The 14,778-nt window shown below is 71.4% G+C and carries 12 protein-coding genes; 9 read left to right on the top strand and 3 right to left on the bottom strand.

The window, feature by feature from the left end; genetic code table 11:
- Window positions 1–105 precede the first annotated feature (105 nt).
- The 3 genes from sepF (at window position 106) to AB0N31_RS15325 (ending at window position 2,411) form a co-directional block, all read left to right on the top strand.
- On the top strand, window positions 106–747 hold the full coding sequence (gene sepF, locus AB0N31_RS15315; protein WP_073493561.1) for a cell division protein SepF: 642 nt from the start codon (window positions 106–108) through the stop codon (window positions 745–747).
- Between the two features lie 63 nt (window positions 748–810).
- Entirely contained in the window at window positions 811–1,095 is a 285-nt protein-coding gene (locus AB0N31_RS15320; protein WP_130437221.1) for a YggT family protein, read from the top strand.
- Window positions 1,096–1,148: 53 nt separating this feature from the next.
- Window positions 1,149–2,411, top strand: coding sequence for a DivIVA domain-containing protein (locus tag AB0N31_RS15325; protein ID WP_366058846.1), 1,263 nt, complete (start codon window positions 1,149–1,151; stop codon window positions 2,409–2,411).
- A gap of 204 nt (window positions 2,412–2,615) precedes the next feature.
- Here the strand turns inward: AB0N31_RS15325 and ileS are convergent, their stop codons facing one another.
- Entirely contained in the window at window positions 2,616–5,762 is a 3,147-nt protein-coding gene (gene ileS / locus AB0N31_RS15330) for an isoleucine--tRNA ligase (protein WP_366058847.1), read from the bottom strand.
- Window positions 5,763–6,356: 594 nt separating this feature from the next.
- Here ileS and AB0N31_RS15335 point away from each other — a divergent pair.
- The 5 genes from AB0N31_RS15335 to AB0N31_RS15355 all read left to right on the top strand — a co-directional run bounded on the left by AB0N31_RS15335 (window position 6,357) and on the right by AB0N31_RS15355 (window position 11,183).
- The gene (locus AB0N31_RS15335; protein ID WP_366058848.1) at window positions 6,357–7,328 is read left to right on the top strand and encodes a TraR/DksA family transcriptional regulator; all 972 of its coding nucleotides are present in this window, start codon (window positions 6,357–6,359) and stop codon (window positions 7,326–7,328) included.
- 67 nt (window positions 7,329–7,395) lie between these two features.
- Window positions 7,396–8,037, top strand: a complete 642-nt coding sequence (lspA, locus tag AB0N31_RS15340) for a signal peptidase II (protein ID WP_366058849.1) — start codon at window positions 7,396–7,398, stop codon at window positions 8,035–8,037.
- Between the two features lie 43 nt (window positions 8,038–8,080).
- Complete coding sequence (locus tag AB0N31_RS15345; protein ID WP_366058850.1) at window positions 8,081–9,025, top strand: RluA family pseudouridine synthase; 945 nt, start codon at window positions 8,081–8,083, stop codon at window positions 9,023–9,025.
- The gene (locus tag AB0N31_RS15350) at window positions 9,022–9,501 is read left to right on the top strand and encodes a GNAT family N-acetyltransferase (RefSeq protein WP_366058851.1); all 480 of its coding nucleotides are present in this window, start codon (window positions 9,022–9,024) and stop codon (window positions 9,499–9,501) included. The genes AB0N31_RS15345 and AB0N31_RS15350 overlap by 4 nt, the downstream gene beginning before the upstream one ends.
- A 95-nt stretch (window positions 9,502–9,596) precedes the next feature.
- Window positions 9,597–11,183 (top strand): Na+/H+ antiporter, encoded by a 1,587-nt coding sequence (locus AB0N31_RS15355; RefSeq protein ID WP_366058852.1) that lies wholly within the window; start codon window positions 9,597–9,599, stop codon window positions 11,181–11,183.
- A gap of 93 nt (window positions 11,184–11,276) precedes the next feature.
- Here the strand turns inward: AB0N31_RS15355 and AB0N31_RS15360 are convergent, their stop codons facing one another.
- Window positions 11,277–12,389: a mechanosensitive ion channel domain-containing protein gene (locus AB0N31_RS15360; RefSeq protein ID WP_366058853.1), complete on the bottom strand. Its 1,113-nt coding sequence runs from the start codon at window positions 12,387–12,389 to the stop codon at window positions 11,277–11,279.
- A 122-nt stretch (window positions 12,390–12,511) separates the two neighbouring features.
- Here AB0N31_RS15360 and AB0N31_RS15365 point away from each other — a divergent pair, with 122 nt between their 5' ends.
- Window positions 12,512–13,081, top strand: a complete 570-nt coding sequence (locus AB0N31_RS15365; RefSeq protein ID WP_366058854.1) for a dienelactone hydrolase family protein — start codon at window positions 12,512–12,514, stop codon at window positions 13,079–13,081.
- Window positions 13,082–13,088: 7 nt separating this feature from the next.
- Here AB0N31_RS15365 and AB0N31_RS15370 read toward each other — a convergent pair whose 3' ends face one another.
- Window positions 13,089–14,771 (bottom strand): alkaline phosphatase D family protein, encoded by a 1,683-nt coding sequence (locus AB0N31_RS15370; RefSeq protein ID WP_366058855.1) that lies wholly within the window; start codon window positions 14,769–14,771, stop codon window positions 13,089–13,091.
- Window positions 14,772–14,778 lie beyond the last annotated feature (7 nt).

Here is a 14,778-nt window from a genome sequence, read left to right on the forward strand (position 1 = left end):
CAGCAGAAAATATGGTCATTACCGCCTAAGGCGGCACAAGGGCCACGTGGATCGCGGGACTTGGCAGTCGTCAGCGGATCCACCACAGAGCGGAGGACTCAGAGCATGGCCGGCGCGATGCGCAAGATGGCGGTCTACCTCGGCCTCGTGGAGGACGATGGGTACGACGGCCGGGGTTTCGACCCCGACGACGACTTCGAACCCGAGCTCGACCCTGAGCCCGAGCGTGACCACCGACGGCACGAGCCGTCACACCAGTCACATGGAGCACATCAGTCCCAAAGGGACGAAGAGGTGCGAATCACCCAACCGCCCGTGCCGCGCGAGCCGGTGGCCAGATCCGCTTCGCCAGGCGCGGAATCCGGGCGTCCGGCGCGGATCGCGCCCGTGGCATCCATCACACAAGAACGTCAGTCCCTGGAGAAGAACGCACCGGTGATCATGCCCAAGGTCGTGTCCGAACGAGAGCCGTACCGGATCACCACGCTCCACCCCCGGACCTACAACGAGGCCCGTACCATCGGGGAACACTTCCGTGAGGGCACCCCGGTGATCATGAATCTGACCGAGATGGATGACACGGACGCGAAGCGACTTGTCGACTTTGCGGCCGGTCTGGTGTTTGGCCTTCACGGCAGTATCGAGCGGGTGACGCAGAAGGTGTTCCTGTTGTCGCCTGCTAACGTCGATGTCACGGCGGAGGACAAGGCCCGCATCGCAGAGGGCGGGTTCTTCAACCAGAGCTGAGACGCACGACCGGAACAGCAGTGACGAGAGAGCACGTAAGCAGGGGAGAGGGAAGCACCGAACATGAGCGTGGTCCTGGATGTCGTCTACATCGCGCTGATGGTCTTCCTCATCGTGCTCATCTTCCGGTTGGTCATGGACTACGTCTTCCAGTTCGCCCGCTCATGGCAGCCCGGCAAGGCGATGGTGGTCGTTCTGGAGGCCACCTACACTGTCACCGATCCACCGCTCAAGCTTCTGCGGCGGGTTATCCCGCCGTTGCGTCTCGGGGGCGTGGCGCTCGACCTGTCCTTCTTCGTGCTGATGATCATCGTCTACATCCTGATCTCGATCGTGAGCGGGCTGTGAGAGATGTGAACTACCGTCTTGCCGAATGCCGACGACTACGTTGAGGTGAAGAGATGCCGTTGACCCCCGAGGACGTGCGGAACAAGCAGTTCACGACCGTCCGCCTCCGAGAAGGCTATGACGAGGACGAGGTCGATGCCTTCCTCGACGAGGTCGAAGCCGAACTGACCCGCCTGCTGCGGGAGAACGAGGACCTGCGCGCCAAGCTGGCCGCCGCCACGCGTGCTGCTGCCCAGAACCAGCAGAACATGCGCAAGCCCCCGGAGCCGCAGGACCAGCAGCAGGGGATGCCCCCGCAGCAGCAGGGTATGCAGCAGCAGGGGATGCCGCAGCAGGGTATGCAGCAGCAGGGTATGCCGCAGGGTATGCGCGGCGGCCCGGTGCCCGCCGGCATATCGGGCCCGCCGCAGCAGCAGATGGGTGGCCCCATGGGTGGTCCGCCCCAGCTGCCGAGCGGTGCCCCGCAGCTGCCCGCCGGTCCCGGCGGTGGTCAGGGCGGTCAGCAGGGTCCCGGCCAGATGGGCCAAGGTCAGATGGGCCAAGGTCAGATGGGCCAAGGTCAGATGGGCCAGGGCCCCATGGGCCAGGGGCAGATGGGCCAGGGGCAGATGGGTCCCGGTCCGATGGGGCAGGGGCCGATGGGTCAGGGCCCCATGGGTGGCCACCCCATGCAGCAGCAGATGGGCGGCCCCATGGGCGGCCCCGGTCAGGGCCCCGGTGGCGACAGCGCCGCCCGTGTCCTCTCGCTGGCCCAGCAGACCGCCGACCAGGCGATCGCCGAGGCCCGTTCCGAAGCCAACAAGATCGTCGGTGAGGCGCGTTCGCGTGCCGAGGGTCTCGAGCGCGACGCCCGTGCCAAGGCCGACGCCCTGGAGCGGGACGCGCAGGAGAAGCACCGCGTCGCGATGGGCTCCCTGGAGTCCGCCCGCGCCACGCTGGAGCGCAAGGTCGAGGACCTGCGCGGCTTCGAGCGCGAGTACCGCACGCGCCTGAAGTCGTACCTCGAGTCCCAGCTGCGTCAGCTGGAGACCCAGGCCGACGACTCCCTCGCCCCGCCGCGTACCCCGGCCGCGGCCTCCCTGCCGCCGTCCCCGTCGCCTTCGATGGCTCCGGCCGGCGCGAGCGCCCCGTCCTACGGCGGCGGCACCCCGGGCATGGGCGGACCGAGCCAGGCCGGCCCGTCCTACGGCGGTCAGCAGCAGATGTCCCCGGCGATGACCCAGCCGATGGCGCCGGTGCGTCCGCAGGGCCCCTCCCCGATGGGACAGGCTCCCTCGCCGATGCGCGGCTTCCTCATCGACGAGGACGACAACTGACGGCCGACACCACGCCTTAGGCGTCGGCGGCGTTCACAGGGCGGGGCCCCGGATTCTCTCCGGGGCCCCGCCCTTTTTACGCGTGTTGCGGGGCCGGCCCACGCGTGCCGAGGGGGCGCGCCGCAGCCTCCGGCGACGCCGGGCATGCGGAAGGGCCCGGTCTCTCCCGGGGGAGAGACCGGGCCCTTGTCGGCGCCGGAGGCGTTACGCCTTGCGCAGGCGGAACGTCAGGGTCAGGCCCTCGTCCGCGAACGGGGCGCCGTAGGTGTCGTCCGCCCCGCCCTGGGCGAAGTCGGTGGCGAGGACCTCGTCGGCGATCAGGGCCGAGTGGCCGGTCAGCGCGTCGGCGGTCGCCGGGTCGGTCGCGGTCCAGCGGAGCGCGATGCGGTCGGCGACGTCGAGGCCGCTGTTCTTGCGGGCCTCCTGGATCAGGCGGATCGCGTCCCGGGCCAGGCCGGCGCGGCGCAGCTCCTCGGTGATCTCCAGGTCGAGGGCGACCGTCGCGCCCGAGTCGGACGCCACCGACCACCCCTCGCGCGGGGTCTCCGTGATGATCACCTCGTCCGGGGCGAGGGTGACCGTCTCACCGTCGACCTCCACCGATGCCGTGCCCTCGCGCAGGGCGAGGGAGAGCGCGGCCGCGTCGGCGTTCGCCACGGCCTTGGCCACGTCCTGGACGCGCTTGCCGAACCGCTTGCCCAGGGCGCGGAAGTTGGCCTTGGCGGTCGTGTCGACGAGACTGCCGCCGACCTCGGCGAGCGACGCCAGCGACTCGACGTTCAGCTCCTCCGTGATCTGCGCGCGCAGTTCGGGGGAGAGCGCGTCGAAGCCCGTGGCCGCGATGAGCGCCCGGCGCAGCGGCTGGCGCGTCTTCACGCCCGACTCGGCGCGCGTGGCCCGGCCCAGCTCGACCAGGCGGCGCACCAGGGCCATCTGCCGCGACAGCTCCGGGTCGATCGCGGAGAGGTCCGCCTCCGGCCAGGACGCCAGGTGCACCGACTCGGGGGCGTCGGGGAAGACCGGCACGACCAGGTCCTGCCAGACCCGCTCGGTGATGAACGGGGTCAGCGGGGCCATCAGCTTCGTGACCGTCTCGACGACCTCGTGCAGGGTGCGCAGCGCGGCCTTGTCGCCCTGCCAGAAGCGGCGGCGGGAGCGGCGTACGTACCAGTTGGACAGGTCGTCGACGAACGCCGAGAGGAGCTTGCCGGCGCGCTGGGTGTCGTAGGCCTCCAGGGACTGGGTCACCTGGTCGGTGAGCGCGTGGAGTTCGGACAGCAGCCAGCGGTCGAGGACGGTGCGGTCGGCGGGGGCCGGGTCGGCCCCGGACGGGGCCCAGCCGGACGTGCGGGCGTACAGGGCCTGGAAGGCGACCGTGTTCCAGTAGGTGAGGAGGGTCTTGCGGACCACCTCCTGGATGGTGCCGTGGCCGACGCGGCGGGCCGCCCAGGGGGAGCCGCCGGCCGCCATGAACCAGCGCACCGCGTCGGCGCCGTGCTGGTCCATCAGCGGGATCGGCTGGAGGATGTTGCCCAGGTGCTTGGACATCTTGCGGCCGTCCTCGGCGAGGATGTGGCCGAGGCAGACGACGTTCTCGTAGCTGGACCTGTCGAAGACCAGGGTGCCGACCGCCATCAGCGTGTAGAACCAGCCGCGGGTCTGGTCGATGGCCTCGCTGATGAACTGCGCGGGGTAGCGGGACTCGAAGAGTTCCTTGTTCTTGTAGGGGTAGCCCCACTGCGCGAACGGCATCGAACCCGAGTCGTACCAGGCGTCGATGACCTCGGGCACGCGCGTGGCCGTCTTCCCGCAGCCGTCGTGGCGGCAGTCGAAGGTGACCGCGTCGATGTAGGGGCGGTGCGGGTCCAGTTCGGACTGGTCGGTGCCGGTCAGCTCGGTCAGCTCCGCGCGCGAGCCGACGACGGTGAGGTGGTCGTCCGCGCAGCGCCAGATCGGCAGCGGAGTGCCCCAGTAGCGGCTGCGGGAGAGCGCCCAGTCGATGTTGTTGTTCAGCCAGTCGCCGAAGCGGCCGTGCTTGACGGTGTCCGGGAACCAGTTGGTCTTCTCGTTCTCCGCCAGGAGGCGGTCCTTGACGGCCGTGGTGCGGATGTACCAGGACGGCTGCGCGTAGTAGAGCAGCGCGGTGTGGCAACGCCAGCAGTGCGGGTAGCTGTGCTCGTACGGCAGGTGCTTGAAGAGGAGGCCGCGCTGCTGGAGGTCCTCGGTGAGCTTCTCGTCCGCCTTCTTGAAGAAGACGCCGCCGACCAGCGGGACGTCCTCCTCGAAGGTGCCGTCCGGGCGGACGGGGTTGACGACGGGCAGGCCGTAGGAGCGGCAGACCTTGAGGTCGTCCTCGCCAAAGGCGGGGGACTGGTGGACCAGACCCGTGCCGTCCTCGGTCGTGACGTACTCGGCGTTGACCACGTACTGCGCGGGTTCGGGGAACTCCACGAGCTCGAACGGACGCTGGTAGGTCCAGCGCTCCATCTCGGCGCCGCTGAAGGTCTGGCCGGTGCTCTCCCAGCCCTCGCCGAGGGCCTTGCCGAGCAGCGGCTCGGCGACGACGAGCTTCTCCCGGCCGTCGGTGGCGACGACGTAGGTGACCTCGGGGTGCGCGGCGACCGCGGTGTTGGAGACCAGCGTCCAGGGCGTGGTCGTCCAGATCAGCAGCGCGGCCTCGCCGGCGAGCGGACCGGAGGTGAGCGGGAAGCGGACGTACACGGACGGGTCGACGATCGTCTCGTAGCCCTGCGCCAGCTCGTGGTCCGACAGGCCCGTCTCGTCGCGCGGGCACCAGGGGGCCACGCGGTAGTCCTGCACCAGCAGGCCCTTGTCGAAGATCTCCTTGAGCGACCACCACACGGACTCGATGTACTCGGGGTCCATGGTCCGGTAGGCGTCGTCCAGGTCGACCCAGTAGCCCATGCGGTGGGTCAGCTCGGTGAACGCGTCGGTGTGCCGGGTCACGGACGCGCGGCACTTGTCGTTGAACTCCGCGATGCCGTACGCCTCGATGTCCTGCTTGCCGGTGAAGCCGAGCTCCTTCTCGACCGCCAGCTCCACCGGGAGGCCGTGGCAGTCCCAGCCGGCCTTGCGGCCCACGTGGTAGCCGCGCATGGTGCGGAAGCGGGGGAAGACGTCCTTGAAGACGCGTGCCTCGATGTGGTGGGCCCCCGGCATGCCGTTGGCGGTGGGCGGGCCCTCGTAGAACACCCATTCGGGACGGCCCTCGGACTGCTCCAGGGTCTTGGCGAAGATCTTCTGCTCGCGCCAGAACTCGAGCACGGCGTGCTCGAGGGCGGGCAGGTCGACCTGGGCGGGTACCTGGCGGTACTGCGGCTGCGTGTTCAACGAGCTTCCTCCGGCGGATGTGCTGCCTTCCGTCGGAGGGACGAGAGCTTTGTCCACGCCGTGTGCGGCGCGCTCCCGCGGTACCACCCTCCTTGGCCCTCCGGTGCGCCGTACGCTCCGGGGAGCCCCCTCATTGGGGTCGCGATGCCGGGTCTACTCGCCGCCGCCGTCGGGCTGCGGCTTTCTTCCGGCGGCTCCGGGGTGATCTTCACGTCGCGCTCGCCCCCGGGCTTCCACCGTCCCCGGGTCGCTCTGGGCTGCGTACGCCGCTACTCGTCCCCATCCACGCTTCTCGCTCCGCCCAGTGTACGGCGCCGCACGGACAGCGGCCGACCGGTTTTCCGGCTCCGCGGGCGGCGGGCCGGGGGCGGTCCGGGATGACCCGAACGGCGAGGTGCGCGGCTTCCGGCTCCCGGACCGCCGACTGGTCGGATTACCCGGCGGGGAGCTGGGCACAACGGATGCATGCTTGCCGTGTGACGTGTGCGAGGCGGGCGGATCGGGCGGTGTGCCCCGTTGCCGCGGGACTCAAGTCGATTTATCGTCCCAGCACGATTCGCGTGCAAGATCACAATGTGTGAAGGGGCCGCGGCCATGGTGGCGAAGAAGACCGCCGTACAGCAGTCGGCGTCCGGCAGCTCCACCGGCGCCTCCGGCGGTGCGGCCAAGGACGTCGGTGCGAAGAAGATCATGCGGGGCGGTGGCACGGCGGGGGCCGCGAAGCCGGCGGGGCGGGCCGCGAAAGCGGTGCCGGAGAAGACGGCGCCCAGGGAGGCGGCGGCCGAGAAGAAGGCGGCCGCGGGGAGGGCGGTCGCCGAGGAGACGCCCGTCAAGAAGGAGCCTGCCGCGAAGAAGGCCGCTTCGAAGAGGGCGTCCGCGGGCAGGAAGACGGCCGGGGCCCGGCAGGCTGCGGTCCGCGAGTCGGGAGCCGGTCCGCGGGGCGCGGTCGGTGAGGTGGACGCCGGTACGGAGGGGGCCGGCGGCGGGGGCGGTGCGGCCGGGAAGGGGACCGCCCGCAGGAGTACCCCCAGGAAGAGCACGGCCAAGAAGGTGGGCGCGGCCTCGGCCGCGGAGCAGACGGGAGCCACGACGGTGGTTGCGAAGAAGACTGGCACGGCCCCGGCGGCGCAGACCGCTGTTCCGAAGGCGCGGTTCGCCGCGACGGAGCCCGGCGAACTGGCGGTACGCCCCGGCGAGGACCCCTGGACCCCCGAGGAGGTCGCGGAGGCCCGCGCCGAACTGGACTCCGAGAAGGACCGGCTGCGTGCCGAACTGGCCTCGTCCGAGGCGGCCCTGGTCGGACTGATGCGGGACTCGGGGGACGGCGCGGGCGACGACCAGGCGGACACCGGGACGAAGAACATCACGCGCGAGCACGAGCTGGCGCTGGCCGCCAACGCGCGCGAGATGCTCATCCAGACCGAGCACGCCCTGGAGCGGCTGGACGCGGGCACCTACGGCCTGTGCGAGAACTGCGGCAATCCCATCGGCAAGGCCCGCATGCAGGCCTTCCCGCGGGCCACGCTGTGCGTCGAGTGCAAGCAGAAGCAGGAGCGGCGGTACTGATCACCCGGCCGTCGGAAGGCGTGCCGTACCCTCGTCCTCAGTCAGGTACCTAGGTCGAGGGACTCACGTGGCAGAGGCGGAGCGCATCATCGGTACGCCGGACACTCCAGGGGCGGCGGGAGCCGAGCCGGAGCCGTCCGGCGGGAACGCCGGGCAGCCGGCGTCGGGCGAGTCGCCCGGTGCGGACGGGACCGCGGCGCAGGCCGACGGGCAGCGACCCCGCGGCAGGCGCCGCATCGCCGTGCTGTTCACGGTCGCCGCGTTCGCGTACGCCGTCGACCTGATCAGCAAGATGATCGTGGTCGCGAAGCTGGAGCACCACCAGCCGATCGAGATCGTCGGGGACTGGCTGCGGTTCGAGGCGATCCGCAACGCGGGCGCCGCCTTCGGCGTCGGCGAGGCCTTCACCGTGATCTTCACGGTGATCGCGGCGTCGGTGATCGTGGTCATCGCCCGGCTCGCCCGCAAGCTCTACAGCCTGCCCTGGGCGATCGCGCTCGGCCTGCTGCTCGGCGGTGCGCTCGGCAACCTCACCGACCGGATCTTCCGGGCACCGGGCGTCTTCGAGGGCGCGGTGGTGGACTTCATCGCGCCGAAGCACTTCGCCGTCTTCAACCTGGCCGACTCGGCGATCGTGTGCGGCGGCATCCTGATCGTCCTGCTGTCCTTCAAGGGCCTCGACCCGGACGGCACCGTCCACAAGGACTGAGCGTGTGTTCGGGGGTGCCGGACCCGTCCGGCATACTCGACGGGTGAGCACGATTCCCGAGATCCGCACCCTGCCCGTGCCCGACGGCCTGGAGGGCGAGCGTGTCGACGCCGCCATCTCCCGCATGTTCGGCTTCTCCCGTACCAAGGCCGCCGAACTCACGGCCGCGGGGAAGGTCACGGTCGACGGGTCGGTGGTCGGGAAGTCCGAGCGGGTGCACGGCGGGGCCTGGCTCGAGGTCGAGATGCCGCAGGCGCCCGCGCCGGTGCAGGTGGTCGCCGAGCCCGTCGAGGGCATGGAGATCGTGCACGACGACGAGGACGTGGTCGTGATCGCCAAGCCGGTCGGCGTGGCCGCGCACCCGTCGCCCGGCTGGAGCGGCCCCACCGTCATCGGCGGACTCGCCGCCGCCGGGTACCGCATCTCCACCTCCGGCGCCGCCGAGCGCCAGGGCATCGTGCACCGCCTCGACGTGGGCACCTCCGGCCTGATGGTGGTCGCCAAGTCGGAGCGCGCGTACACCTCGCTGAAGCGCCAGTTCAAGGAGCGCACGGTCGACAAGCGCTACCACACGCTCGTCCAGGGCCACCCGGACCCCACCAGCGGCACCATCGACGCCCCCATCGGCCGACACCCCCAGCACGACTACAAGTGGGCGGTCACCGCCGAGGGCAAGCCCTCCGTCACGCACTACGACCTGATCGAGGCCTTCCGCGCCGCCTCCCTGCTGGACGTCAAGCTGGAGACCGGCCGCACGCACCAGATCCGCGTCCACATGGCCGCCCACCGCCATCCGTGCGTCGGCGACCTGACCTACGGCGCCGACCCGACGCTCGCCAAGCGGCTGAAACTGACCCGGCAGTGGCTGCACGCGGTCCGGCTGGGCTTCGAGCACCCCGGGGACGGCCGGTGGGCAGAGTTCTCCTGCGAGTACCCGGACGACCTCCAGCAGGCCCTCGACCAGGTCCGCGAGGAGACCTACGGATGAGCGGCACGCCCGCGTACGTGGTCCGCGTCGCCGAGGACCCCGCCGACCGTGAGGCCTGCTTCGCGGTCCGCAAGGAGGTCTTCGTCGGCGAGCAGGGCGTTCCCGAGGACATCGAGTACGACGCCCACGACGCCGGCGCGGTGCACGTGCTGGCGGTCCGGGAGGACGGCGTAACGCTCGGGACCGGGCGGCTGCTGCACGGCGCGCAGGCCGCGGCGAAGACCGGCGGAGACCCGTCGGTCGGGTCGCTGGGGCGGCTCGCCGTCACCCGGCGGGCGCGCGGGCTCGGGGTGGGGGCCGCGCTGGTGCGGGCCATCGAGGACGCGGCACGCGCGCGGGGACTCACGGCCGTGGACCTGCACGCGCAGACCCACGCCCTCGGGTTCTACGAACGGCTGGGGTACCGGGTGTACGGCCCCGAGTTCCCGGACGCGGGGATCCCGCACCGGGCGATGCGGCGGGCGCTCCAGCGGTAGCCGGGGCGGCGGGGGCGCCGAAAGGGCTGGTGACGGGGGTGACGTGGCAGGCTTGAGGTCTGCCGTGTGACGTCTCAGCCCCCGGAGCACCGACCGTGGACCAGTTGGCCCTGTTGTTCGTCCTGTTGCTCGGGGCCGTGGTGAGCGTCCCGCTGGGAGACCGGTGGAACCTGCCGGCGCCGGTCCTGATGACCCTGCTCGGGATCGTGCTCGCGGTCGCCGACTTCGTGCCCGATGTGAACGTCCCGCCGGACCTGATCCTCCCGCTGCTGCTGCCGCCCCTGCTCTACGCGGCCGTACGGCGCACCTCCTGGCGGCAGTTCACCGCCAACAAGCGGCCGATCTTCCTGCTCGCCGTGGCGCTGGTGTTCGTCACGATGCTGTGCGTGGCCGCCGTCGCCCACGCGATCGTCCCCGGCCTGCCGATCGCCGCGGCCGTGGCCCTCGGGGCGCTCGTCGCGCCGCCGGACCCGGTGGCCGCCACCGCCGTGGCAGGGCAGCTCGGGCTGCCGCGCCGGCTGGTGTCCATCCTGGAGGGCGAGGGGCTGTTCAACGACGTCACCGCCATCGTGCTCTACCACGTGGCCATCGCCGCCGTCGTCAGCGGGGCCTTCTCGCCCTGGGAGGCGGGTCTCGACCTCGTGCTGTCCGCCGTCGTCGCGGTCGCGGTCGGACTGGCGCTCGGCTGGGGGGCGAACCGGCTCATGGACCTGCTCGGCGACGCGACCCTGCAGATCGGGCTCACGCTGCTGGTCCCGTACGCCTCCTACGTGCTCGCGGAGGAGTTCCACGGGTCCGGGGTGCTCGCCGTGCTCACCACCGCGCTGTTCCTCGCCGAGTACGCCACCGATCCCGACGACGTGATGACCCGTCTGGCCGGCCACACCTTCTGGAACATCATCGACACCCTGGTGACCGGGGTGGCGTTCGGGCTGATCGGCCTGGAACTGCACATGGCGATCCGGACGGCGTCCGGACGGTGGGGGGAGATGCTGGGGTGGGCCGCGGCGGTGGTGGCCGTCGTGATCCTCGTGCGGCTGCTGTGGCTGCTGCCGGCGACCTGGCTCGCCCAGCGGATGCACGCCAGGCGGGACCACGACGAGGACATCCCGACGACCTGGCGGGAGACCGTCGTGATGTGGTGGTCGGGGATGCGCGGGGTCGCCTCGGTGGCGCTGGCGCTCGCGATTCCGCTGAAGACCGACGACGGAGCCGCCTTTCCGGACCGGGACGAGATCGTGTTCATCGCCTTCGGCGTCATCATGGCGACACTCGTCCTCCAGGGGCTGACCCTGCCGTGGCTGGTCAAGCGGCTCGGGGTGCAGGCCGACACCGGCCGCGAGAAGGAGTTCGAGAAGGAACTGGCCGTGCGGGCGGCCAAGGCGGCGAAGCGCCGGCTGCGGGAGATCGAGGCCGAGGAGGACCTGCCGGAGGAACCCTCCGAGCAGATGGGCCGGCGCGCCCTCGACATCGGGCTGCGGATCAGCCCGGACCTGGGCGAGGACGAGCGGCGGGAGGCGCACGAGCACCGTGTGCGCCGGCTGAGGCGGGTGCGGCGGATCCAGGGCGAGATGCTGAGCGCGGCCCGGCACGAGGTGGTCGCGGCGCGCAGCGAGCCGGGGGCCGACCCCGAGATCGTGGACCGGGTGCTGCGCCACCTCGACGTGCGCAGCCTGCGGTGATGCCCGCCCGCGGCCGTCGGGCGGGGCGGGTTCCGGTGCGGGACGCCGGCCGGGCGCACGGGGCGGCCCGGCCGGCGTCAGCGGTTCACCGGTTCAGCGGTCGGCCCGCGGCGACTCGTGGGCGCGGCGCTGAGGCCCTATGCCGCCGGGGATCCGGCCGTTGGAGCGGGACGACCGCAGGATCGCGTCGGCGGTGTTGACGCGGGGCAGCGCGTACGGGTGCTCCTCGGACAGCCAGCGGATCATCCGCTCGCGGACGGTCACGCGGACCGTCCAGATGTCGTCGGCGTCCTTGGCGGTCACCAGTGCCCTGATCTGGAGGGTGTTGGGCGTGGTGTCCGTGACGTCCAGGCCGTAGGCGCGGCCGTCCCAGGCCGGGCACTCGCGCAGGATGTCGCGGAGCTTCTCACGCATCGCGTCCAGCGGTGCGGAGTGGTCGAGGTGCCAGTAGACGATGCCGGTCATCTGCGGGGTGCCGCGCGACCAGTTCTCGAACGGCTTGGACGTGAAGTACGAGACGGGCATGGTGATCCGGCGCTCGTCCCAGGTCCGCACGGTGAGGAAGGTCAGCGTGATCTCCTCGACCGTGCCCCACTCGCCGTCCACCACCACCGTGTCGCCGATCCGCACCATGTCGCCGAAGGCGATCTGGAAGCCGGCGAACATGTTGCTCAGCGTCGACTGGGCGGCGACACCGGCGACGATGCCGATGATGCCCGCGGAGGCCAGCAGCGAGGCGCCGGCCGCGCGGAACGCCGGGAACGTCAGCAGCATCGCCGCCACCGCGACCACCCCGACCACCGCGGAGACGACCCGCATGATCAGCGACACCTGGGTGCGTACCCGCCGCACCCGGGCCGCGTCCCGGTGCACGCGCGCGTAACGGCGGTACGAGGTCTCGACGACCGCGGCGGAGATCCGGATCGCCATCCACGCGGTCGACCCGATCAGCACCAGGGTGAGCGTCTGGCCGATGCCGACGCGGTGGCCCTCCAGCATCTCGGCGTTGTCGAACGATCCTCTCAGCAGGGCGGCGCACAGCCCGAGCTGGTACGGGATGCGCGCGCGGCGCAACAGCCCCCACAGGGGTGTCTCGGGATGCCGTCGGTCGGCCTTGCACAACAGTCGGTCGGTGGCCCAGCCGATGAACAACGTCAGCACGACCGAACCGCCGACCACGATCAGTGGGCGGAGCAGGTTCTCCATGCCTTCGAACGTAACCGGCCCTGCGGGGTCGTGAACATGCACGTTGTGTGAAGAGACCCACGTGGGGTGGTGCGGGGGGCGCCCCGTGGGGCGTTGTCGGCACCGGCTGGCACCATGGCCCCATGAACATCATGCTCTTCCATTCGACCTATGGACTGCGTCCCGCGGTGCGCGCGGCGGCGGACCGGCTGCGCGCCGCCGGTCACGAGGTGTGGACCCCGGACCTCTTCGACGGGCGCACGTTCGACACGGTCGAGGAGGGCATGGCCCACAACGAGGGGATCGGCAAGGACGAGCTGCTGAGGAGAGCCGTCCTGGCCGCCGCGCCCTACTCGGAGCGGGGGCTGGTGTACGCCGGTTTCTCGCTGGGCGCGTCGATCGCCCAGACCCTCGCCCTCGGTGACGACAAGGCACGCGGTCTGCTGCTCCTGCACGGCACCTCCGACCTCGCGCCGAACGCCTCGGTGGACGACCTGCCGGTGCAGCTGCACGTGGCCGAGCCGGACCCGTTCGAGACCGACGACTGGCTGAGCGCCTGGTACCTCCAGATGGGCAGGGCGGGCGCCGACGTGGAGATCTACCGGTACGCCGGGGCCGGTCACCTCTACACCGACCCCGACCTGCCCGACTACGACGCCGAGGCCGCCGAGGCCACCTGGCGGGTGGCGCTCGGCTTCCTCGAGAGCCTGTAGGCGGCGGCTACACGGGGTCGTACGTCCGCTCGACCTTCTGCGTGCCGGTGCGGGTGCGGTAGGAGCGGGACCAGGACGAGGTCGCGTCCGCCCTGGTGCGGCTGGACACCACGTAGTAGTCCATCTGCGCGCGGTCGGCGGTGATGTCCAGGACGCCGTAACCGTGCCGGTCGGTGTCCACCCAGTGGACGTGGCGGTTGGCGGCCTTGATGACCGGGGCGGCGAGTGCGGAGACCGTGCCCTCGGGGACCTTCACCAGGTCGTCGAGGTTGTCGGAGGTCACCGAGGTGACCACGAACTCCGTGGCGGCCGAGGCGGACAGCGGGTAGGTCCCGGCGTCCACGGGAACGTCGTTGGCCCACGCCATGTGGATGTCGCCGGTGAGGAAGACGGTGTTGCGGATGGCGTTCGCGCGCAGGTGGGCGAGGAGTTCACGGCGGTCGTCCGTGTAGCCGTCCCACTGGTCGGTGTTGAGGGCGAGGCCCTCCTGCGGCAGGCCGAGCAGCTTGGCGAGCGGCTTGAGCAGGTCCGCGGAGAGCGAGCCGATCGCGAACGGCGAGATCATCACCGAGTTGCCGACCAGCCGCCAGGTGGTGTCGGACGCCTTCAGACCGGCCTTCAGCCAGTCGAGCTGGGCGCGGCCGGTGAGGGTGCGGTCCGGGTCGTCGACGTCGCCGTTGCCGACGGAGACCTGCTGGGAGCGGAAGGAACGCAGGTCCAGCAGGGAGAGGTCGGCGAGCTTGCCGAAGCGCAGCCGGCGGTAGGTGGTGCCCGCCAGCGCCGGGCGGACCGGCATCCACTCGAAGTAGGCCTGCTTGGCGGCCGCCTGACGGGCGGTCCAGTTGCCCTCGGCGCCCTCGGTGTGGTTCTCGGCGCCGCCCGACCAGGTGTCGTTGGCGATCTCGTGGTCGTCCCAGATCGCGATGACGGGCGCCTTGGTGTGCAGGGCCTGCAGATCGGGGTCGGTCTTGTACCTGCCGTGCCGGGTGCGGTAGTCGGCGAGGGTGAGGATCTCGTGCGTGGGCGCGTGCTGCCGTACGACGGTGCCGCGGGTGCCGTACTCGCCGGTGCCGTACTCGTAGATGTAGTCGCCGAGGTGCAGCCAGGCGTCGAGGTCGCCGCGGGCGGCGAGGTGGCGGTAGGAGGAGAACCAGCCGGCCTCCCAGTTGGCGCAGGACACCACGCCGAAGCGCAGACCCGCCACGGACGCGTCCGCCGCCGGCGCGGTGCGGGTACGCGCCACCGGGGAGTCGGTCCCGCCGGCCGAGAAGCGGAACCAGTAGTCCGTGGCCGGGGCGAGACCGCGGACGTCGGCCTTGACGGTGTGGTCGGAGGCGGCGGTCGCGGTGACGGACCCCTTCGCCACGACGTTCGTCAGTGCCTTGTCCCGGGCGACGACCCACTCGACCTCGGTGTCCGGGCCGAGCCCGGAGCCGGGTACGGCCTCGGCGGTGGGCGTCACCCGGGTCCACAGCAGGACGCCGTCGGGCAGCGGGTCGCCGGAGGCGACACCGTGCAGGAAGGCGGGGGTCTCGTCGGCGGCCCACGCGGGCAGCGCGGCGGCGAGCGGCCCGGCCAGCACGGCGGTGGCGGCGGCGGCCTTGACGACCGTACGGCGGCGCGGGGCGCCCGCGTCGAGGCGGTCCGACGGCGCGTCGGTGCTCTCTGTTGATCTGTATCGACTGGTCACGGGCGAT

This window comes from Streptomyces sp. NPDC051051, assembly GCF_040682975.1.
Lineage (GTDB): Bacteria > Actinomycetota > Actinomycetes > Streptomycetales > Streptomycetaceae > Streptomyces.